General features: G+C 46.4%; 20 protein-coding genes. 17 read left to right on the top strand and 3 right to left on the bottom strand.

Annotated elements, in window-relative coordinates; all coding sequences use genetic code 11:
• Positions 1-12 precede the first annotated feature (12 nt).
• From ACL9RM_RS19290 to ACL9RM_RS19220, 15 genes are all read left to right on the top strand, one after another.
• The gene (locus ACL9RM_RS19290) at positions 13-834 is read left to right on the top strand and encodes an ABC transporter ATP-binding protein (RefSeq protein ID WP_025722914.1); all 822 of its coding nucleotides are present in this window, start codon (positions 13-15) and stop codon (positions 832-834) included.
• Positions 803-1585 (top strand): IucA/IucC family C-terminal-domain containing protein, encoded by a 783-nt coding sequence (locus tag ACL9RM_RS19285; protein ID WP_414126444.1) that lies wholly within the window; start codon positions 803-805, stop codon positions 1583-1585. The genes ACL9RM_RS19290 and ACL9RM_RS19285 overlap by 32 nt, the downstream gene beginning before the upstream one ends.
• 331 nt (positions 1586-1916) lie before the next feature.
• Entirely contained in the window at positions 1917-2942 is a 1026-nt protein-coding gene (locus tag ACL9RM_RS19280; RefSeq protein WP_250267531.1) for an ATP-grasp domain-containing protein, read from the top strand.
• Between the two features lie 19 nt (positions 2943-2961).
• On the top strand, positions 2962-3171 hold the full coding sequence (locus tag ACL9RM_RS19275) for a hypothetical protein (RefSeq protein ID WP_250267532.1): 210 nt from the start codon (positions 2962-2964) through the stop codon (positions 3169-3171).
• A gap of 82 nt (positions 3172-3253) precedes the next feature.
• Complete coding sequence (locus tag ACL9RM_RS19270; RefSeq protein ID WP_250269009.1) at positions 3254-4972, top strand: IucA/IucC family protein; 1719 nt, start codon at positions 3254-3256, stop codon at positions 4970-4972.
• Entirely contained in the window at positions 4960-6744 is a 1785-nt protein-coding gene (locus ACL9RM_RS19265) for an IucA/IucC family protein (protein WP_250259288.1), read from the top strand. Before ACL9RM_RS19270 ends, ACL9RM_RS19265 begins: the two co-directional genes overlap by 13 nt.
• Positions 6741-7517, top strand: a complete 777-nt coding sequence (locus ACL9RM_RS19260) for an HpcH/HpaI aldolase family protein (protein WP_250259287.1) — start codon at positions 6741-6743, stop codon at positions 7515-7517. The genes ACL9RM_RS19265 and ACL9RM_RS19260 overlap by 4 nt, the downstream gene beginning before the upstream one ends.
• Positions 7514-8767 carry a type III PLP-dependent enzyme gene (locus tag ACL9RM_RS19255; RefSeq protein ID WP_250267533.1) on the top strand — a complete coding sequence of 418 codons (1254 nt, stop codon included), beginning with the start codon at positions 7514-7516 and terminating at the stop codon, positions 8765-8767. The genes ACL9RM_RS19260 and ACL9RM_RS19255 overlap by 4 nt, the downstream gene beginning before the upstream one ends.
• On the top strand, positions 8727-10649 hold the full coding sequence (locus ACL9RM_RS19250; RefSeq protein WP_250267534.1) for an IucA/IucC family protein: 1923 nt from the start codon (positions 8727-8729) through the stop codon (positions 10647-10649). Before ACL9RM_RS19255 ends, ACL9RM_RS19250 begins: the two co-directional genes overlap by 41 nt.
• A gap of 218 nt (positions 10650-10867) precedes the next feature.
• Complete coding sequence (locus ACL9RM_RS19245) at positions 10868-11209, top strand: iron-sulfur cluster biosynthesis family protein (protein ID WP_069291208.1); 342 nt, start codon at positions 10868-10870, stop codon at positions 11207-11209.
• 209 nt (positions 11210-11418) lie between these two features.
• Positions 11419-11976 (top strand): SLOG family protein, encoded by a 558-nt coding sequence (locus ACL9RM_RS19240; protein ID WP_039272489.1) that lies wholly within the window; start codon positions 11419-11421, stop codon positions 11974-11976.
• Positions 11977-12133: 157 nt separating this feature from the next.
• Complete coding sequence (locus ACL9RM_RS19235; protein WP_414126443.1) at positions 12134-13999, top strand: rhamnogalacturonan lyase; 1866 nt, start codon at positions 12134-12136, stop codon at positions 13997-13999.
• A 174-nt stretch (positions 14000-14173) separates the two neighbouring features.
• On the top strand, positions 14174-14407 hold the full coding sequence (locus ACL9RM_RS19230) for a hypothetical protein (protein WP_023987187.1): 234 nt from the start codon (positions 14174-14176) through the stop codon (positions 14405-14407).
• Between the two features lie 111 nt (positions 14408-14518).
• Complete coding sequence (locus tag ACL9RM_RS19225) at positions 14519-15388, top strand: DL-endopeptidase inhibitor IseA family protein (RefSeq protein WP_323873203.1); 870 nt, start codon at positions 14519-14521, stop codon at positions 15386-15388.
• Positions 15389-15478: 90 nt separating this feature from the next.
• Complete coding sequence (locus tag ACL9RM_RS19220) at positions 15479-15724, top strand: HPr family phosphocarrier protein (RefSeq protein WP_023987189.1); 246 nt, start codon at positions 15479-15481, stop codon at positions 15722-15724.
• Positions 15725-15800: 76 nt separating this feature from the next.
• On the opposite strand, the gene ACL9RM_RS19215 is transcribed toward ACL9RM_RS19220, so the two are convergent.
• Entirely contained in the window at positions 15801-16589 is a 789-nt protein-coding gene (locus tag ACL9RM_RS19215; protein WP_039272492.1) for a formate/nitrite transporter family protein, read from the bottom strand.
• 89 nt (positions 16590-16678) lie between these two features.
• On the bottom strand, positions 16679-17461 hold the full coding sequence (locus ACL9RM_RS19210; protein ID WP_165179406.1) for a Cof-type HAD-IIB family hydrolase: 783 nt from the start codon (positions 17459-17461) through the stop codon (positions 16679-16681).
• A gap of 198 nt (positions 17462-17659) precedes the next feature.
• Between ACL9RM_RS19210 and ACL9RM_RS19205 the strand changes: the two genes are divergently transcribed.
• Together ACL9RM_RS19205 and ACL9RM_RS19200 are read left to right on the top strand one after the other, a co-directional pair.
• Positions 17660-18691, top strand: a complete 1032-nt coding sequence (locus ACL9RM_RS19205) for a WXG100 family type VII secretion target (RefSeq protein ID WP_250267536.1) — start codon at positions 17660-17662, stop codon at positions 18689-18691.
• Between the two features lie 288 nt (positions 18692-18979).
• A complete protein-coding gene (locus ACL9RM_RS19200; RefSeq protein ID WP_250267537.1) occupies positions 18980-21436 on the top strand; it encodes an ATP-binding protein in 2457 nt (818 codons plus the stop codon).
• Positions 21437-21530: 94 nt separating this feature from the next.
• Here the strand turns inward: ACL9RM_RS19200 and ACL9RM_RS19195 are convergent, their stop codons facing one another.
• Complete coding sequence (locus ACL9RM_RS19195) at positions 21531-22592, bottom strand: hypothetical protein (protein WP_250267538.1); 1062 nt, start codon at positions 22590-22592, stop codon at positions 21531-21533.
• Positions 22593-22594 lie beyond the last annotated feature (2 nt).

Raw genomic sequence — 22594 nt, 5'->3', positions numbered from 1 at the left:
GAGGAGAATGCTGTGAGTATTCTGGAAGCCAAGGACCTTACGATCGCCTATGGCGCAGAGCCTATTATTGAGAATTTGAACCTGACTATTCCCAAGGGGAAAACTACTGTCCTGATTGGCAGCAACGGTTGCGGGAAGTCCACCTTGCTGCGAACGATGGCGCGACTGCTGAAGTCCAGTTCAGGCTCGGTACTGCTGGATGGCGAGGAGATTGCGAAGTTGCCTACCAAGGAAATTTCAAGACGCATGTCCATTCTGCCACAAGGTCCTTCTGCTCCAGAGGGACTGACGGTAAACCAACTGGTTCGGCAAGGGCGGTACCCACACCAGACATGGCTGAAACAGTGGTCCTGTGAGGACGAACGCATGGTCAGGCTTGCGCTGGAATCCACACATCTGACTGCTCTGGCTGATCGGCCCGTGGACGCATTATCTGGCGGACAACGCCAGCGCGCCTGGATTGCGATGACACTCGCACAGGGAACAGAAACCCTGCTGCTGGATGAACCAACGACTTATCTGGATATGACCCATCAGATTGATATTCTGGATCTGCTGTTCGATTTGAATGAACAGGAGGGGCGCACCATAGTGATGGTGCTTCATGATCTGAATCTTGCGTGTCGCTATGCTCACCATATTGTGGCTGTCCACAATAAGTCCATCTACGCGGAAGGAAAACCGGAAGACATTGTTACGCAGGACATGGTCCGCGCGGTCTTCCAGATGGAGTGCGACATTGCGGTTGATCCGCTGTTTGGCACACCCATGTGCATTCCGCACGGGAAGGGAAGGAAGTTAAATGAAACCACACGCTACAGCCACTTGGCTTGATGATCAAGAGATGCAGGCCTTAGCTGCCGAATACCGTCTGACCTGGGAGCCTTCGACAGATCGTACATTTTCGATGCCATTTACGGACTTGCTGGACCCGTCCAAAAGCCTTAACTATTTGCAAGGGGTGAGAGGCATCTTTGAGACGGACTCCGAAACGGCTACTGTATCGCTCTTTGCTAAACGATATGCTTACTTGATCACAGCTTCGGGTCTCTATGCCATGTCACGCTTCAACAAAGGCCTGAATTATGAGATTGCCAACGGCACGATTGAATCCAGTTATCAGGGAGAGGCATGGCTTCCCAAGGCTCGGCTGACCGATTGGCAGACGACCTCACCAGAGGCGGATCAGCGTGGCGTATGGAGAGATCAGGTGATTGAACAGATGTTCGCCGGCAATCTGGCTAAGGTATGGCAATCGCTGTCCAAGGCAACCCGGATTTCCCGTTCAGTCCTGTGGGAGAACACGGCCATTTACGTATACTGGCTCTATGAGAACAAGTTTGCCGAAGGAGCCACGCCTGAAGAAAAGCAGCGTGTCGAAGAGGACTTCCATTATCTAATTTGTGATGCACCTGCGCATCTCTTTGGTGAATCCCGTAACCCGCTCAAGCAGTTTAATACGCCCAAACGGGCAACAGCTGTCTCAGATACACCTATTCGTGTACGCAAAACTTGTTGTTTCTATTATCTCGCCGCAGATGATCCAGAAGATTACTGCCCCACCTGCCCCAAATTAAAGCATTAATACCGATGATTATCATCCACATCCCCAGCCTATACTTCATTGCATCTCAATACAGCGAATAGCACAGGCAAGCTTATGACATAACGAAATTCAGAGCTTGCCTTATTTGTTGTGCTCATTGTTCCATGAACATTCCTTCATTTGGGGATTCTCTCCCTGCAAAAACATCTTTTTTTTCCTAAAAAGCTTATTATTGACAAGGTGAATGAAATTGCCATAAAATAGATTTTGTTTGAAACTGATAATCATTATCAATATAGTTTCCATCAAATCAATCCGATGAAAGCACAACCAGGAGCGAACGCCTTCATTCGGTCGGGGAGGATTTTCATTGTTTCCGAAAGGAATTCATAATCTGCAAAACCGACTCATCATAAGCAAAGCAAGAGAAATGGGAATGACCTGCGAGCCACTTCTCGCAGAATGTGAAGATTTTCTGGAATTGTCCTATGGGGACAAGCGCAGAGTCATTAATAAAACCAGATCGCATCGTCTACCCTTGATCGCTGGACTGCTCGCTAAGAACAAGCAGGTATGTAATATGCTACTGCATGAGCGGGGAATGCCTGTGCCGCCGTTTATCGTTATCAAGGCAATGGGTGACAAGGCAGCGCAGTTTCTGAAACTGCATCGTTCCGTTGTAGTGAAGCCGCTGGACGCAAGCGGCAGTGCAGGTGTGACACTGGACGTTCGAACAAACGAGGAACTGGAAGCGGCTATTGCCCGGGCGGGTACCCATAGTAACAGCATCATGCTACAGCAATTCATAACGGGTTTGGATTATAGGGTACTGATCATTAACGGGGAAGTGGCAGCAGTAAATGAGTATCGGCCTGTCTTTGTAGAAGGGGACGGCACCTCAACCATCCGGGCGTTGATTCGAATCTTGAATCGGCAGCGAATCCAGCATACCCGTATAGGGAAGTTCGAGGCCTTTCCCAAGATTGATGAAGACGCAGAGCCTTTGCGAAAGGTTCTGCTTGGACAGGGAATCACGCTGGAGGAGGTACCTGCGGCAGGAAGAGAGATCGAGCTATATGATCTTCGCAATTCGGCCGCTGGAAACATCAGTGAGTTTTATGTGGACTGTACGGAAGCGATTTTTCCTGATAATGCACAAATGGCAATTAAAGCCGCAGAAGCTCTCCAGATTGATGTGGCTGGCATTGATATCCGTTGTGGGGATATCGGCCAGCCGCTGACAGCAGATCAGGGAGGCATTCTGGAAGTCAACGCATTGCCGGACCTGACGCACCATGTCTTTCCCTTTGGGGGGACCACACGTGATGTCGTCCGATTGTACCTGGAATATCTTTTTCAAATGGAACATCATTTCGAAAAGTCGATTGCAGAATAAGGGCAATTCATTGCCTGTTATGGCTCAATGTCCCGCTTACTTTGTTCTCGCTCCTATGGTGTGGTCGGTACATTCGAATGTGTGTGCCCACCCGCCGCAAGCGGTGGCATCCATCAGTATTCTGCTGCTGGTCAGCAGTGTAGATCTCTGGATGATAGGCCTGCTAAAGACTTGCCGGGGGCGGAACACCAGCGAATATGGCCTGATGGGCGGCACTGAAAGAGATTAGTAGGCTCTCTGCTGTGCCATCCTGTTGACCTTGTCCCTCGTTTTATTTATAACCCGAAAGAAGGTTGGCAACATTGTTCGAGATGGAAAACAGGCTCAGGTCTGAAGCAGAGCAGCAGGCGAATATACACTCTTGTAAGCTGCTGCTCAATTGTTATCTCCGGGAGCTTGCGGTGGAGAAGGAGGGCGACATTCGGATTAATCCAGATGCGATGACGTACGCAGTTGCTTTTCAGGCCAGCGGGGTGACGATAACCGGACAATTAGCGTATTACTCGGCTATGGGTGAGCATGAGTACCGAAACATACAACAGCTTCACGGGCAAGCGGTGCATTATCAGGACCTGGTTCGCTGGATCACCCGGGAGCTGAGTGAAGACACGGCGTATGGAAACAGTCGGCATGAGCAAGGTGGGTTGACCCGTGCGGCTGCTGTGCGTGATTTTGTGGAAAAGGTAGATAACAGCGTGAATAATCTTGTGCTGTATATCGAGCAGGCTGCTGGACTTGGCATGTATGATTACTGTACTTCCGAACAGTCTCTGGTGTATGGTCATCCCTTTCACCCGTTTCCAAAAAACTCCAAAGGTTTCACTGAACACGACGTACGGATGTACAGCCCGGAACTGCGTACCTCGTTCCAACTCTGTTACGTTGCTGTTAGGAAGGATGTATACAGGCAGGAATGGGTAGATGATCCCACCAGGATCAATCTGCATGCCAGCCTGCACGGGCATGTGGAACAAGCTTGGGAAGCGGAGTGCGGTGAGCATGGGGATGAGTATGAACTGCTGCCTGTCCATCCCTGGCAGTATACGTACGTGTTGAGCTTGTCCGAGGTCCAGCAGTATATTCTGGACAAGAAACTCATTCCGATAGGCAGCTGTGGACCGAAGGCCTACCCAACCTCCTCGGTACGCACCGTCTATATTCCAGAGCTAAATTGCAATATCAAGCTGTCGCTGAACATACAGATTACCAACATGATTCGCACCAATAGTGCGGAGCAGATGCGAAGGACGCTGGACGCCTCCAGGTACGTCAGGCAGCAGAATTGCTTCGGTGCAGATCAGCATACGCAGATTGCCTATGAGACAGGTGTAGCCACTTGTGATTTTCAGGAGGAAGAATTAACGAGTTTGTTTACTGTCGCATACAGACCGATTGAGTTTGACCCGGAATGTACTTATGTCCTGTCGAGTCTGGTAGAAGCTCCCTTGCCGGGAATGCAATCACGACTCATGACGATGCTGGGTGGCGTACGTGCTGAAGCCGAGCACTGGTTTGCACGTTATCTGACCTTGTCTTTGCTGCCCATTGTACGAGCGGCCGGAGAGCGAGGCATTCACTTTGAAGCTCATTTGCAAAATACTCTCGTGACGCTAAGAGACGGAATGCCTGAGGCATTTATCGTGCGTGACTTGGAAGGAGTCAGTGTCGATGAGGAGCTGATGCATGAGGTGGATACCGATCCCTCTAGATTGTTGTTTTATCCACGGGACAAGGCTTGGGCGAGGACATCCTATTACTTTATCATCAATCATTTGGGTTCCCTCATTCATGCGATGGCAAGGGATGTGAACGTACCGGAGGAGCATTTCTGGACAAAGGTCCGCGAAGTGCTGGTGAAGGAACTAGACCGAACTGGAAACGTATATGTGCAGCATTTGCTGACCGCGGACAGTTTTCTGGCGAAACAAAATCTGGTGAGCTGTCTCAAGGGGATCAGTCAGACCCCGGCGTATGTGCCGGTGAGCAATATAATGAACCGAATAGGGAGTGAAGTGGCGTGGGGTTCATAGGGTACAGGGCTGAGAAAGGTCACAAGACGGCAGTATACACGGATGTACAGGAACGGATCATGCGGCAGACGCTGGAAGCCATGTGGTTCGAGGGTATCCTTGACTATAAGGTGGATGGGAACGAATGGCGCACTGTGGGGCGGAATACGTCAGGGCAGGCTGTGACATACAGCTGTGAGGCGGAGCAGAAGTTTTCATTTGGCCGAGTGAAGGTGGTGAAGGGCTCGATTCGAAGAGAGGGCGTGCCCTGCACCGATCTGGATCTGTTTCTGGAGGAAATGGTACTGAACCTTCTGGAGGGTGCGAATGTGACGGCCTTCATTCAGGAATTGCTGGAGACGATGGCGAAGGACAGTCAGTGCCGGGCTTTGCTGCCTGAGAAGATTCCGGATAAAGACCGACACTATGATGCCCTCGAAAGCCATATGAGCGACGGTCATCTCTACCATCCAAGCTACAAGTCGAGGCTTGGCTTCACCCTAAAAGACAATCTTGCTTACGGTCCAGAGTTTAACTCGGATGTGACCGTATACTGGATTGCCGTGAAAGAAGGACTTGTGCAAACGGCTCTCTCCACAGGCTACACGTCAGAACAGTTGGTGAGACAACATCTCACAGAGGCGGATATCAGCCGATTTGATCGGGTGCTTCAGTCGGAAGACACTGAGGGGAATCGCTATATATTCATTCCTGTTCATCCATGGCAATGGGAACACCAGCTGGAATCGGTGTTTGCCCGACAACGAATGAACAGAGATATCGTTTTTCTCGGCCCTTCGGCATCAGCTTATCGCGCCCAGCAGTCCATTCGTTCCCTGTCGAACCGAATGAATCCAGAAGCGCCTTATCTCAAGCTGGCACTGAGTATTACCAATACGTCCAGTACACGTATTCTCGCACAACACACGACCCAGAACGCACCGCTGATCAGCGACTGGCTGGAAGCACTCATTCGGGAGGATGAGTTGCTGCAACGGGAACAGTTTGCCATTCTGAAAGAAATCATGGGACTCTCGCTCCGGTACGAGAACTTGCCTGCAATCCAGTATGAACGAGCGTATGGCACAATCGGGGCGATCTGGCGTGAAAATGTATCTGTTCATCTGCAAGAAGGCGAGACAGCTTGGCCCTTAAATGCACTTATGCTAGTACAGTCGAACGGGGTACCGTTTATCCAGAGTGCAGTTGAGCGTCATGGCATTCAGAAGTGGAGTGAAGCCCTCGTTCGAACGGTATCGCTGCCCATTATTCATCTGCTCTATGCACACGGCATTGCGCTGGAATCGCATGCCCAGAATATCATTCTGGTGCTGGAAAATGATCTGCCGAAACGGATCATCATCAAGGATCTTCACGATGGTGTCCGCTATGTACCCGAGAAGTTGCTGAACCCAGAAAGAGCCCCGAAGCTGCACCCCGAACCGGAGACCCATCACAAGTTCAATCGGTATTCCTTTATCTACGCAAGTGATGTGTCGGAAGTCCGGGACTATACGTATGATGCGTTCTTTTTTATCTGCATGACGGATATTGCGCTGACGCTGGAGAAGTTCGGTCTGTCGGAAGAAGCGTTCTGGCAACTGTGCGCGGCTACGATTATGGACTACCAGCGGGAGCATCCAGAGTATGAGGAGCGGTTCGAGTGGTTTGATCTTTTTGCTGAGGATGCGCTGATTGAAGAGATGACCAAGCGCCGCCTGTATGGGGACGGGGAGTTGTATTTCCGTAAGGTCAGCAACCCGCTGAAGTTGGCGAAGGACATTTTCGGATGAGAACCAACAAGCTGAAGGAGAAAATTGAACGTAAACAGCCGGTGTTCGGCCTTTTTGTCTCTATCCCGCATCCGGTCATCATCGAGATGATTGGACATGCGGAGTATGATTTTGTAATTATCGACCTGGAACATGCCGCAACGAATATGGAATCGGTGGAAGAGCTGGTTCGTGCTGCGGAACTGGCAGGGATGACCCCGCTGGTACGCATCTCAAAGGTAGAGCGAGTAGAGATTCTAAAGGTATTGGATTGCGGCGCACAAGGCATCGTCATACCTCATGTGGAACAGCGGGAGCAGGTGGAGGAAGCGGTTCGTCATGCGTATTATCATCCGCTTGGCATGCGGAGCCTGAACAGTGGGCGACCGGGGGTATTCGGCAAGTATCCACTCACTGGGTATATTCAGGAAGCGAATGAACAGGTGATGGTTGTACCGATGATCGAAAGTGTGGAGGGCGTCCGGCAAAGTGCGAGCATTCTATCTCATCCCCAGGTGAGCTGGGTATTGGAGGGGGCGGCAGACCTGTCGCAATCACTTGGCGTACCGTGGCAGACGGAACATCCAGACGTGCAACGTTCGCTAGGTGCATTACATGAAGCCGCGAAGCAGTGCCAGGTACCGTATGCAACGGTGGCCAGAAGCAAGGAAGGCATGGCGCTGTGGGCGGAACGGGGGGGATACATATACGTGTTGGGCGATGACCGGAATACGGCTTTTCGGGCGTACGAACAGAAACGGAATGACTATGGAAATGCGGGTGGACTGATATGAAATCAAGCGTATGGACTATGATCCATGAACTGCAAAAAGATAGTGAAGACCCGGTATGTGCTTATGTTTACGATCTGGCTGGTATTCAGGAGCAGGTCCGTCACATGCTGCACACGCTGCCTGGAGGCATACGGCTGTTCTATGCCATAAAGGCCAATCCCGATTCTCGAATTATTGAGGCTTTGCTGCCCTGGGTTCACGGGTTCGAGGTAGCTTCCATTGGCGAGTTGCTTAAGGTGAGGAGCGTAAGTAGTGAGGTTCCAATCCTGTTTGGCGGTCCGGGGAAAAAAGAGAATGAGTTGAAGCAGGCTATCGAGCATCAGGTGCGTTTTATTCATGTGGAGAGCCTGCTGGAACTGCGGCGTGTCATCGCCATTGCTACAAGGAGAGGAGAGGAAGTCCGCATTCTGCTGCGGATCAATCTGAGAAGTAGCACATTGCCACGGACCCGGATTGTAATGGGCGGTGGTCCGAGTCCATTCGGCATGGATGAGGAGAACGTGGAGGAAGCAGTCCGGGTCATTCGTGAGGAAGGTGCGGGTACGGTGCGTTTATGCGGATTTCATTTTCACTCGTTATCGAACAATGTGGACGCAAGACTGCATGCCGAGATGATCGAGCTGTATTTGCAAAAGGCGGAGATGTGGCAGCAGACATATGACCTGCATCTTGAAGTAATTAACGCTGGAGGCGGGTTTGGTGTCACATATGATGGTAGCCCCGGGTTCGACTGGTCCCTGTTCACATCCCTGATTGAGCGAAGTGAAGCTAGAGGGCGCCTTGCTTCACGCGGCATACAGTTGTATTTCGAGCCGGGTCGCATGCTTGTCGCTGACCACGGTTATTATGCGGCAGAGGTTACGGATATCAAAACATCGCATGGTCAGCATTTTGCCGTGTTAAGAGGAGGTACACATCATAATCGTCTGCCCGCATCATGGGGACACAACCATCCATTTCACATTATGTCTACGGACCGTTGGGGGCATTCGTTTGCAAGACCAGAGGTACGGGACAACAAAGTTCACGTGGTCGGAGAACTATGCACACCCAAGGATCGTATGCATTCAGATGCGGAAGTAGAGCGGCTACGTGTAGGCGATATTGTTGTGTTCGAGAAGTCGGGAGCCTATTGCTGGACCATCTCGCATCATGATTTTCTGGGTCATCCGCACCCGGCATTCCATTATTTGACGGAGGACGACAACCATGTCAACAGTGATGAAGCGTGCCAGTCTACAAGACGCTGAGCGCCGGATTATGGAGGATCTGATCAATGCATTTCTGGCCGAGCAATTACTTCCGCTGGAAGGGCATCCGTTCATTGAACTCTCTACTTCACCAGAACCGTTCCGCCGAATGTTTCTGGGGGATGGTAATGGAGGTCCTCCGCAGAGCGGACGAGGAATAGCTGACGGACTCGACGGCAATGTCGCAGGCAAGGATAAGCAGGATGAGAATGGAACAGGTAGGCATAGTGGACAGCTTATGCTGCATCTGAAAGGGATTTTGTTTCTGGTGGAAGCAGGAAAAAGGCAGGGATATCAATGGGTACAAGGTTCACCTGTCTATGGAGAGACACCGGATGGAGGCTGGGAGCTTCTTGAATCTCCAGCAGTCGTAGGACAGGCTGTGCTTCGGATGACGCTTTCCGATGAAGCATACGCGCATCCCGGGGTTGCGGAATTCTTGGCAGGCGTGGAAATAGCCACCGAGCAATTGGCACTGGGACTCCAGCAGGTGCAAGGGCTGGGAGAACAAGTTCCGTTCAATGCCTACGATTGGTTTATCAAGGGAGAGCAGGTTGCAGCGCTGCGAGATCGTCCATTTCACCCCACCTCCAAGGCCAAGGTGGGATTCACAGAAGCGGATGTGGCCCGGTATGCAGCGGAATTCAGGAAGAAGATCCCGCTGCGATGGGTGGCGGTGCGTTGGGATGCGGTACAACAGGGATGTGAGGAGGGGCTGTCCACACTGGATGTACTGGATGAAGAACAGCGGAGCAGGCTGGAAGCAGAATTGGCCCGGAAAGGCCTGAATCTGCAAGAATACATGCCCATGCCAGTACATCCATGGCAGATGGAGCATATTATCTTGCCGTGTTTTACTGGAGAGATCGCGGACGGCATCCTCATTGTACTGGATATCGAATTAGGAGAGGTGCAGGCGACATCGTCCCTGCGCTCGATGGCTCCGATGGAGGAATCCACACAGATGCTCAAGCTTCCGGTTAGTGTGTTGTCTCTCGGGGCCGCCCGCTATCTCCCGGTGGTGAAGCTGCTGAATGGTCTAGCTGGGGAGAAGATGTTACGACAGGCGGTGGCCTGTGATGAATCGCTCACAGGTAAAGTGTGGCTCTGCGAGGAACGGAACTGGTGGGGATACATGCCGGAATCCATGGGATTGTTCGATGATCATCCTCGCCATCTGGCCGCCCAGATTCGCATCTATCCGCCAAAGTTGCTGGAAGAAGGTGTGCAGGTCATTCCCATGGCTGCGCTTGGGGTGACGCTGGAAGGTCGCCATATGTTATCCGACCTGCTGGGCAGAGAATTAACCAGTGAAGAGGTCATGGGATTCTACACCGATCTGACGGCGTTATTCTATGATGTGGTGATGCGGTTGTTCAAGGTAGGCGTTGTACCCGAAATTCACGGTCAGAACTGCTGCGTGGTCTTGCAGGACGGACAGGTGAACGGCCTGTTATTCCGTGACCACGACTCCGTACGTTTGCATCAGCCGTATCTGGACAAACACGGCATTGCGGACCCAGGTTATCATATCCGGCCAGGATACTCGAACAGCTTGTATAATGAGACGATCCGCAAGCTGATCTTCTACGTGCAGTCGCTGGGCACGCAGGTGAACCTGGCTGCAATTATGGAAGCGCTAAGCGAGGTGTATCCTATTCCGGAAGCGAAGTTATGGGATATTACCGAGCAGGCGTGGAAGGAAGCGCTACGGGTGATGGCGCTTCCCGAAGCTGACCGGGCCGAGCTGTTCCAAGCGGTATTCGAGAGCAGGGAATGGCCGGTGAAGCTCATTGTCCGTCCGCTGCTGGAAGCGGACGGGGTGCCTGGGGCGATGCCATCGGGCAAAGGCACAGGTCATAACCCTTTTTACAAAGGATAGAGTTGTGGCTAGAATGTTAGTTTAGATAGGGTGAGCGATGACGGAGGTGACCCGGTGTAATCGGGTTTCCTTTTTTAGGTAAAAGTTCATTGATAGCAGTGAGTGCAGTCACATAGACACATACAAAAACATGACTATAATGAACACATAGTTAAAATTTAGTCTTTATGGAGCTGACGGTTCCAAACATCTCATTTACAAAGGAGAGAATTCATCTCATGAGCATACATTTAGAATTGGATTCCTTGTCCGTTGAAAGGCTAGAAATGGCCCTTTCAGGACGACCGGGAATGTTCAAGTTGTTTTATGACACCGAGGATTGCGGATGCAATGGCGTACTTGTCATCTTGGTTGTCACTACGCCGAATGCAACTGATAAAGTAGTTCAGTCTGAGCCTTATTCTTTTTGGGTAGATCGCCAGCAGGAGCAGCAGTTCGATAGCAGAATGCGGCTTGAGGCAGACCCTAGTTACCCGTCATTCAAGCTAAGCAGTGATGCCGGTATATTTAGTAGCAACATTAGAATTAAAGATGTCCGCATAAAATCGTCTGAGGAGTGATATGGAATGGAAAAGGATAATAGCGATGGGTAAACCATCCATTCAGAACTAGTACCAAACTCTAAAAGACGAACCTGATCCAGCCCAATTGGAAGAGGTTCGTTTTTTGCGTTATATTCAATTCGTTCCTCCAAAAAACGAAGTGTTTAGTGGGTTGCTCTGAAGTGGTACAATAACCTTTATGATAATCGGAGAAGGACGTTGAGAAGATGAAAAACTTGCTCGTTTCGGGCTATCGTGCCCATGAACTGAATATTTTCAGTCAGAAGCACGAAGGCATTCCATATATTAAAAAGGCGATTGCAGGCAGGCTTATTCCCCTGATTGAAGAAGGGCTAGAATGGGTGATTACCCCCGGTCAATACGGGGTGGATTTGTGGGCCTGTGAGGTCGTTACTGCACTAAAACAGCAATATCCCCACCTGAAATGCTCTATTATGATGGCTTATCAAAATATGGAAGAGAAATGGAAAGAGGACAAAAAGGAATATTTTCAGCAGATTTGTGCCGAAGTTGACTATGTGGGAGTAGTTAGTCGTCAGCCCTATCAGGGAATATGGCAACTCAAGGCACGGGATGAACTCCTTTTCCGCAAAACAGACGGTTTATTGCTTGTTTACGATGAGGATGCCGGAGAGGGCAGCCCACGTTTTATGAAGGAACTTGCATTGAAAAAACAACAGGCAGAGGGCTATCAGTATATCAGCATCAGCTCGGAGGATATCCAGAGCATCGCGGATGAAGAAAGATTATTCATGGACCTCTGATTTTTAAAGCATTAGCCCGGATTTTTGAACAAAAAGGACGTATTCGTCCCTTTACATTGATGTAAGCGCTATCATAGAATTTAAACAACAATAACTTATCAGTCACATAAAATAAATTTATTGAAAATACAAACCATGAAAGGAGCTAATGATTCAGATGAACAAAAGGTTTCGGTATACTGCGTTGCTCTGTCTCGGTGTCATGTTGAGTGGAGTGGTCACCCCGATGGATAGCCAGGTCTCTGCTGCCTCTACGAGGCAAATGGAAAAGCTAAACCGTGGAGCCGTCGCTGTTAAGGTGCCTGAGGGTGTACTGGTGAGCTGGCGCTTGCTGGGCACGGAAGCGGATTCGGTCGGCTTTAATTTGTACAGAGGGACAAGCAAGGTGAACGATGCGCCGATTACATCGAGAACCAACTTTTTGGACAAGGCAGGTACGACCTCATCTTCGTATACCGTTCGTGCCGTGGTCAATGGAGCAGAGCAGGCCGCTTCTCCTGCGGTGAAGGTATGGAACAACAACTATCTAGATGTTCCGATCCAGCAGCCCTCGGGAGGCACAACCCCGGATAATGTGAACTACACGTACCACGCCAATGATGCCAGCGTAGGGGATCTCGATGGAGATGGCGAGTATGAGATTGTGTTAAAATGGGACCCTTCCAATGCCAAGGATAATTCGCAATCCGGTTATACGGGAAATGTATTTTTGGACGGATATGAGCTGGATGGAACACGCAAATGGCGGATCGACCTGGGACGTAACATACGGGCTGGAGCCCACTACACACAATTTCTCGTCTACGATTTTGATGGAGATGGCAAAGCAGAGATCGTATGTAAAACAGCAGACGGCACGGTAGATGGTGCAGGTGTGAAGATTGGGGACGCTTCGGCTGATCATCGAAACACGAGCGGATATATTTTGAAAGGTCCCGAGTTTCTAACTGTATTCTCAGGTGATACAGGCAAGGCTCTTAGTACGATTGACTATGTGCCACCGCGCGGAACGGTATCGAGCTGGGGAGATAATTATGGTAACCGTGTAGATCGTTTTCTCGCCGGGGTTGCTTATCTGGATGGCGTGAGACCCAGCATTGTGATGGCACGTGGTTATTACACCCGCACCGTTCTGGTCGCATATGATTGGCGGAACGGCAACCTGAGCCGACGCTGGACCTTTGACAGCAACAGCTCCACCAATGCTGGAACGGCTGGACAGGGGAACCACAGTTTGAGCGTGGCGGATGTGGATGGAGATGATAAGGATGAGATCGTGTATGGCTCACTGGTTGTAGACGATAACGGAGCGAAGCTGGCTAACACGGGGATGGGACATGGAGATGCACTTCATGTTGGCGATCTGGACCCCGACCGTTCAGGTTATGAAGTGTTCAAGGTGAACGAGGACAAAAATGCCACCTACGGAGCTGCCATGTACGACCCGCGTAATGGAAATATTTTATGGGGCGTAAATACAGGCAAGGATACTGGAAGAGGCATGTCGGCAGACATTGACCCGCGGACCAGAGGGAACGAGCAGTGGGCACCGGGTATTGGTTTGCGTTCAGCTAAGGGGCAGCTCATTACCAACACGCTACCGTCTTCCATTAATTTTGGCATCTGGTGGGATGGGGATCTCTTCCGTGAACTGCTGGATCATACCTCATCAAGCGCTGGAAAAATAGACAAGTGGAACTATATGAACTCCACTACTTCCAACTTGCTTACGGCAACAGGAACGAGTTCCAATAACGGAACCAAAGGAACGCCGTCCTTGCAGGCCGATCTGTTCGGTGACTGGCGTGAGGAAGTCATTTGGCGCAAAAGTGATAATTCGGCGCTGCGTATCTACACAACACCATACGAGTCAGAACATCGATTCTATACGCTTATGCATGATCCAGTGTATCGCCTGAGTGTTGTTTGGCAGAACGTAGCTTATAATCAGCCGCCGCACACCGGATTTTATCTGGGAGAAGGGATGTCCAAGCCCCAGCAGCCGAATATATATACTCCTTGATATGTCGTTCGGTAGTGGTCTGAAAGCAGGTAGAATGAACAAAAACAGAGAGGGCTCCAAGCTAATTGGAGCTCTTTTTGCCATGACAGCCCACAAGATAGTATGATTTCCATAAAAAACGGGAACGTTAGTTCTTATTGGTGGAACATATGTATGAAAAAGGAGGCGGAATCTGTGAGTTCTTTAACGACTGAAGGCATGATCGAGCTCGTAACTAATGTCGGATTCCCTGCTGCATTAAGTCTAATTCTGTTAAAATACATCCTCGTCACTTTGAGTCGCAGATTGGAGGAGCTGGACCGATCTGTTAAGCAACTGTCGCTATCCTTGGAAGAGATGGAGGCAAAGCAGTTGAAACAGTCAGAACAACCGTCCCCGGCAAATACGGACAAACTTCGTGCAGAATGAACAAAAAAAGGCAAAAAGAAACAATTTAGCAACCCAATCGAGAAGTGAAATTCTTATAATAGAGACGTGTGCAGTTTATGCAGACATATGATTATGGAGGTGTATATGAGTATGAAAATAAATACGAAGCTATCCGCACTATGCATTGCGGCCACACTTATGAGCGTGGCGCAGGCCGCCGCTGCCGCGCCCGTCGTGACCGCTCCAGCGGAAGCGACGCAACCGAACGTGGCCAGTCCGTCCGCATCCGCCCCGGCTCAGGTGCCAGCACCAGCAGCGTCTGCGTCGGCTACGACGCCAGCCCCGGCGCAAGCGCCGTCGGTTCCAGCCGCCTCGACCCCGGCCGCAGCCGCAGGTTCTGCCAAAGCCGCTACACCAGTAGCTCCGTCTGCACCAGCACAGCGTCCATCTACATCGGTAGCGCCAGCGGCTGCTCCGTCCGTACCGTCGACTGTGAAGCCGTCTAAGCCGCAACAGCCGTCCACTTCGGCGCCAGCAGCCGCGGCTTCCAGCGTGAAACCGACGCAGCTGGACAAGCTGAACCACGAGAGTGCGGTTCCGCTTGTGCTGGAGGCGCAGTCTCGTTATCAGTATGCCATTAGCGGTGGCAAATCGTTGGGCCAAGCGTTCCAGTTGAACGGTAAAAGCTATCGCTATTTGTCAGAGGACATCGGTACAAAGACCAAATTGATCAACTATTTGACGCAGGCCTATACCAAACAGGCCAGTGAGCAATTTGTCGGTAAATTTTTCGTTGAAATTAACGGCAGACTAGCTCAGTTGAACGCAGATGGTGGCAATTTGCTAGAGTTCAACCGGGCTACGGCGAAAATGGTGACCATGACTCCGGTGAAGCGCAGCTATCTGCTGACCGTGCCTTATCCGGCAGAAACCAAGCAGGCGAATGCGAAAATCACCGTGAATTTTGAAAAGGTCGGCAGCTACTGGAAAATCAGCTCCGCGCCGCATGTCATTTTCTAAATTAAGATTTTGCAACAAGCTTCATATAGGGTAAAGTGATGTTAAGGCTTGTTTCGTAAGCCCCAATTCAATGCAGGGGAGTGCTGTGCAATGATGACACCCATCAAGGTAAAAGACGTTAAGGATATTGAAAAAATCAATCAAATCGTTTCGAATTATACCTATGATATCTGGATTCATGGCAAAAGCGGCATGGCAGATGCCAAATCCATTTTAGGCATGTATGTGCTGAAGCTGGATGAACCGCTAACTCTGGTTGTACCTGACAATGTTAATCCCAAGAAGCTGTTCAAGGAGTTGGAGGAATTTATCCATTTTCCTGCTCAAGAAGGATAAGAGGCAAGAAAGCACCTGCTCTATTACTAAAATAACGCAAACAAGCCGTGGAACCTAAGTCCCACGGCTTCTTTTTTTAGTGTTCTTCCTCGTCTAAAAACGGGAGATTCACCGAATAGTACATAACCCCCATAAGCAGCACGCCGCCAACCAGATTTCCGAGCGTGACCGGAACGAGATTATGGATCACACCAGCGACAGAAACCGTACCCGGATGATCCAGCACGAGCGCAATGGCGAAAGTACACATATTAGCCACACTATGCTCATATCCCGAAATGAAAAAGCAGAACACAAACAGCATCATGGCAAACATCTTTGCGCCATTTTCCTTCATAAACATTGGAACAAAAAAGGCAAGACAGACCAGCCAATTACACAAAATAGCTCGGAAGAATAGCTGCATTGCAGGCGCTTCCATTTTATGCTCAACCACACTCAGTAGAAAGCTGTTCACGCTGGAGGAGTCAAACAGCCCGGTCAAGTAAATAAGGAGTGCAAATACCCCCGCACCCAGCAAATTACCGCCATAGCTGGCAGCCCATAATCGAAGCACCTGCCCCCAGCGCAGCTTTTTACGGAGCGCAGCATAAGTGTAATAGAAGGTGTTACCTGTAAACAAATCCCCGCCGCCGTATGCGATCAGAATGATGGCCGCTCCGAACGTGAGTGCCGCCATGGGATAAGTGAATGGAGAATGCTCCATGTAAAAAAAGTTGCCCGTCTTGAAGGCTACAATAACGCCGAACCCGATGAACATACTCGCCAGCATGGAACGTGCCAAATACCGGAGTAGGCTCTGCTTGTAAATTTTGTACTTCTTCATGGCTAGCTGTTCGACATTGCGTAAGCCTTCCGTCTCCATATTTAAGGACAACCTCCTATTTTCTCATATGTAAGTCTTTAAACAGACTTTATTTTTTCCAAAACATGTCCAGTCTATCAGCAATCCTGTTAGCTTAACAAACCAAGTTTTTGCAGTCCGTACAAAATACCGTCTTCATCTGCGCGTTTTGTGACCATTTTAGCTGCGGCTTTGGCTTCATCACAGCCGTTGCCCATCGCGACGCTGTTATGTATAGCTGTCAGCATCTCCACATCATTTAAGCCATCGCCAAAGGCGTATTGATTTTCATCGGCAATACCCAGTCTGGACGTAATTTCGCGGATGCCCTTCGCTTTGGAGCCAGAATGAGGAACAACGTCCACAGAACTCGGATGCCAGCGCACAAAGTCAAACGCTTTGAATACCGCTTCATAGAAAGGCTCTTCTTCTGCTGTACACATCAACAGCGTCTGATAAATATCTCTTCCCTGGAAATAGAGTGGATCGTATCCAACTGAAATCTTGGCCTTAAGCGTTTGGACCGATCTCTCCACAAGCTCATCGTTAGGGATATTGGCCTTCATATCCATATGATCCATATATACGAGAGCATGATTATGTGTGAGAGCCAGATCGGTCATCGCTTGCAACGCTTCTCTGTTCAGCGGATTGGTAGCGACCACTTCCCCGCGAAGCACGACATATTGCCCATTAAAGCTAACGTAGGAATCAATTTCTAACTGCTCGCGGATATCTTTGAACATAAAAGGCGCACGGCCTGTTGCGATGGCCACCTCATGTCCCAGATCTTTCAAAGCAAAGACGGCCTTTTCTGCCGTTAACGGCATTTTCTTGTCATCGTCCAGTAACGTACCGTCGATATCAAAAAAGATAATTTTTTTGTCTGACATGTCCATACACCTGACTTTCAATAATGTATTGTCGAAATGAACTCATATGGATTCATTATATCAAAGGAACTGCTTCTGAATACACAAATACGTATAAATCCTCATGAATGTCCGACCTCTATAGCTTACAATATGAAATAAGGATTACTGTAAAATATAATTTCTATCTCCTATTTTCTTAGATGGGATGTGATCACCATGACAAAAATCCAAGTCACACCGGAGCAGCTGGACAACGTGGCCTCCCAATTTGCCAATGCCCACGGCACACTGTATAACCAGTTAAACGGCCTGGATAGCACAATGAACCGCCTTCACAGCCAGTGGGATGGTATGGAGAGGAATCGTTTTTATAATGACTATCGTACGGCTAAATATACACTTTCTTCGGTATTACATAAGGTTCAATCCATTGAAATTGAGCTGAAAAGCATCGCTTCGAAGTTTAGAAATACGGATGGTGAAAGCACACGTGGCTTCTGGACAGCCCTAGCAGCGGCAATGAACGCTAGCGCAGCGCTGGCAGGCAGTGCAGAGGCTGGAGATCATGGTGGAGAAATTGCCAAGCAGCCAAAAAACATAGACGAATGGGATCAGGCAGACGCGGATAAATATCATCAATATGAGGAACTACTGAAAAACGCCGAGGCCATCGGCGACAAGCAGGTTATGCAGAAAATTCACGATCAGATGAATGTCCTGCAGCTGCAATATGAAGACTCGGTTACCCGTACAGATTACAATACAGCAGAGACCTCTAAGATCACATCAGATTCCCTTGTCGCCGTCACCGAACTGACAGGTAAAGACGGAAGCAAGACGGATATATCTATAGATAAAAAAGGGAATGTTGTGAGTTACGAGCAAAATACGGATAAATACGATTACTGGGTCCAAAAGCATACCCAATCCGCCGGAGAGCACGCTCTAGGTAAAACGGCCCAGACCGTCACCGGATATGGAATAGGTCTTATTTTGTCGCGCGGGGCTGGTGTTAGTGGAGCAGGTTCGGGCATCGGTTCTGGCGCAGCCTCCGGCTGGGGGGAACACGTCGTCGGCATTGGTGGCGGCATGCTCAGTGACAAAGTACTCTTCTCTGTACCCGATGAGGGCGAAACCCGTACCATGATCTACCGAACGAATAAAGAAACGGGACATATTGAAAATATGGTCGTTGTCACCAAAGGTGAGAATGAAATGGAGTATCGCTATTGGGAGGATTATAACTAGGTCGTGAGCTGTTAACGATAATAACGTGAATAGGAGTATCTATAAAATCTACAGTCTTTTTTCTGGAACAGGTGAGCGGCAGTTGGAAACTGTCAACTCGCTAGCTGGAGAAGTCTGTAGATTTTTTTGTTTACCAATTTTTTCTGAATTCCGATATATATAATTAGACATGTAATTATTTTATCGTAAAGCTGTGTAGAGATTATTTTTACTTAGGCAATACTCCAAAAACGTTACACTGTTTTAAAGTTTGACTAAATAACTATAAATTATTTGGGGGTCTTGTGGATGCTTTCAAAAAAACAATTAGACATACAGAAAAAAATAGAGCAATCCTTTTTTCCGGGAAATGAGACCTTCCTGCACCTTCACGGTCCATCAGGTGCAGGAAAAACAACTATTTTAGAAAGCTACATTTCAAAAATTCAAGATGAATATCAGGATTGGAGCATTTATTATATAAAAGGAGATAGACATTCAGTAGAACCTTATTCTACAATCACTCTTTCGGATTCTTTCAAACGACCTATATTAGAATTTACTGGGGTGAATGTAAATGCAGGGTTTAAAATTTCTGAGCTATTTAGTTTGGGCATTATTGGTGTTTTTCAAAAAAAACCATTGGTAGATCCTAAGTTCAGCTTTGTAATCCAAGATCTTAGTAAAGATTCATCTACTAATCTCCTTATAGTAGCTGACAGTTTTCAGTATTGGGACACAACCTCTCAAGATTTTTTACGAACCCTCAAAAGATCGACTAAAAAATTACTACCTCAGAAAAATTTAAGGATTTTGATGGTGACTGATAATGAAAGAGATAGTGTTTCAGAATATATTGATATCAAGGAGTTAAATTCAAGTAGTGCAGAAATATTAATTTCTCTTCCAACTAAAGAGGAATTAAAGGAATACTTAAGACTTATGAATCTCTATAACCCTAATTTAACCAAAGCAGATGTTGATACAATTATGTCCTTTACAAATGGAAATTTAGATTTTATAAAAATTTTTATGGAAGGATTTTATTATTCGAAAACAGGTAAGCTATCCAATGAAAGAGATTCTTTCGATATTAAAAAACTCCTTGATTATTTATTGATCGATTTTGGAGAGAGAAAAAAAGATTTTTCAGAAGTACTACAAATATCTTCTATTTTAAATGGTCATTTTACGTTTGAAGAAGTGAAATATCTTTGCGAAGGGAAAAAAGATATAGAAACTTTATTATATGAATCATGCGACCGCTCAATTCTCAAAGAAGGATTCGATTTTACTTTTTCCAATGAATTTATTAAAGATATATTTTATGAAAAATTAGATCGCAATCGTACTAGATATCACCTTGAGTACTCTAAATATCTACAGCTCAACTTCCCTGAAAAATATCTAACTAGAGCGCTACATTTGTCTTTATCCGATAGTAATAAATGCAACAAATATGCAAATGAAATAGTTGGACTGTACGCTTTAGCCTACTTCAGAAGTATCGAAACTACAGTTGCAAGTACTGAACTTGAAAAAATTCACGAACTGCTTAAAAATATTGTTGATGATTGTAATTCGTTTGAAATAAGGAAACAGTATGAAAACTTTTTATCTTTAAAAAATGTATACGAACTATACTTGCAAGAAGAGTACGAGGAAGCTAATAAAGAATTATCAACAATTACTGGAAACGGTCACTTATTATTGGCATCAGAAACTAACCGCATGAGACTTGTTATTTCTTTAATGCTGAATCTAAACACTGATAATGTTAAACGCTATGCTGAAGAACTGAGCTTAGCACTAGACAGTTTGAAAAAACATGAAAAGGAACAATGGTGCAAGAGTGCGTTCACTCTATTTTCTACGTATTCAAATAAATTAGATAATTTTGAGGAAAGCGCTAAGATAGTAAAAGAATTACGTAGCTTCATAAGTGAAAATTATAATAATCCTTACTTTGTATATATTGGAAATGTGATTTCACGTAAAGCATGTCTTTTTGAATCAGAGGTTCTTGCAGAGGCATTCACTCAGGAAAGTGTTGTTTACTTTGAAAATAAAAGGAATTATTTTCAATATTATTTGTCGCTTTGTAATCATTCTGGTGTTCAAATTGTTTTGGGAAAATATGAACCTGCCATATTAAACTTAAAAAAATGTATACAGCTTATTCGTGAAAATAACTATTTGAATTTTCCGTCAAAAGAGAAGATATATAATAACTTAGCTTTGGCGTGTTTCCTAAGTAATTATCGTAAATTAGATGTATTGAATGAATCTGTTCTTAATGAAGCCATTGAACAATTCAAAGAAATAGCAACCGAATTTTCAAGAGAGAGCAATGCTATTATTTTTATCAATTTAATAAATCTTTATGCTATAAAAGGTGATTATGATGAATGTTACTCGCTGCTTGATATTCTAAATCGTACTATACTCCTAGATAATGATGATAGCTTCTATAAATATCACATTGCAAATATAAATTTAGCTTTATCTATTATGCAACAATCGTGGATAAAGGCAGAAGAATATCTTAATGAGTTAGTAAGTTGTTTTCCTAATTTTTATAAAAAAAATGCGCGAAAAATCAAAAAAAGAAATGAAGCATTAAGTAAGTTAATTCAACAAAGGATGTGTTTAAATGCCTTAGAGCTAGATAACTGGGTTTATTCAAATGTTAGGCCAGAAGATGAAGCATGTAAATTTTATTGTCGACTTTTTCTATTCTCTGATTTACAATTCTCTTCAATTTAATCTAAATTTGAGGTAGAGACTGGAAGAAGGAACATCTTTCAGTCTCATTTGTTTTGAATAGATAAAATAATATATATTTAAAATAGGCTGATATTTATTTAAATTGTGTATAGGCAAGGGCAATAATAGTAGAGTATATATATTCATAATCCACATCCAGTTCCTTGAAAGCAAAAGCAAAAGAACTATGCTTTGTTGTGTACGGTGAGGTAGCAATATCCATCAAATATGGGGTTCCTTTAGTATCAATTCTATAATCAATTCTACCATAATTACTCAGCCCCAAGAGTATAGCGGCCTTTTTAGAACTCTCTTTAATAGTATTAATAATAGACTTGCTAAAAACTCTATTCAAAGCATAAAAATCATAGTCATCTGTAAAGGAGCGTTCATAAGTTATAATATTTGATCCTAAATTTTTTTTATTATCCATAGAAATACCCACAGGGTCTAAAACATATATATCATCTCCAATAAATAAAGGGACTTCGCACTCATAACCATCAATGAATTCTTGTAACAAAAGCGAGGCTTTTTTACTTTCTTTAAACTTATTTTCAGTATCTTTAGTAAAATAGCAGATTGAAGAAGTATCAAGACCAATACTAGCAGATTCGTGTAGGGGTTTTATTACAATTCTAGTCCCAAAATTCGGCTTTTCATGATTAAGCCATTGGTCATCAGAAGTATATACCCAACTCTTCGGAGTACGAATGCCATGCAATTCAAGATATTTAGTGTACATATATTTTGCACGGCAAAAGGAAGTAACTAAAGCATTTGACCCTGTGTATGGAATTGATAATAAGTCGCAAAAAGCTGGAATTAGAGATTTTTTACCAATGAAATTCCCATTACGAGATAGGTTATATACAAATTTGTTATTTTTATAAAATGCTTCGTTCAGTGTGTCTAGAATAAAATTTATTTCATTAAAGTGCGGTTTTACAAAGAAATTTGCCGATTGCAATCCATCTAAAATTTCTGAACATTCTTCATCTGAGAAGAATTCATTATTCTCAGAATATTCAAAAGGTTGATTATTAATAATTCTTGTTTTTGAGCGAGAATTATTTAATAGAATAATTTCATATCTTTGTTGAATAATTTCCTTTTTTAAGTTCATAGTTTCAATTAATTTTTTTACCTCTTTCATAC

Origin of the sequence: Paenibacillus sp. S29, assembly GCF_049319765.1 — a bacterium.
Taxonomy (GTDB): domain Bacteria; phylum Bacillota; class Bacilli; order Paenibacillales; family Paenibacillaceae; genus Paenibacillus; species Paenibacillus polymyxa_B.
The sequence above is the reverse complement of the archived record's forward strand: the minus strand, read 5'-3'. Positions and strand labels throughout refer to the sequence as shown.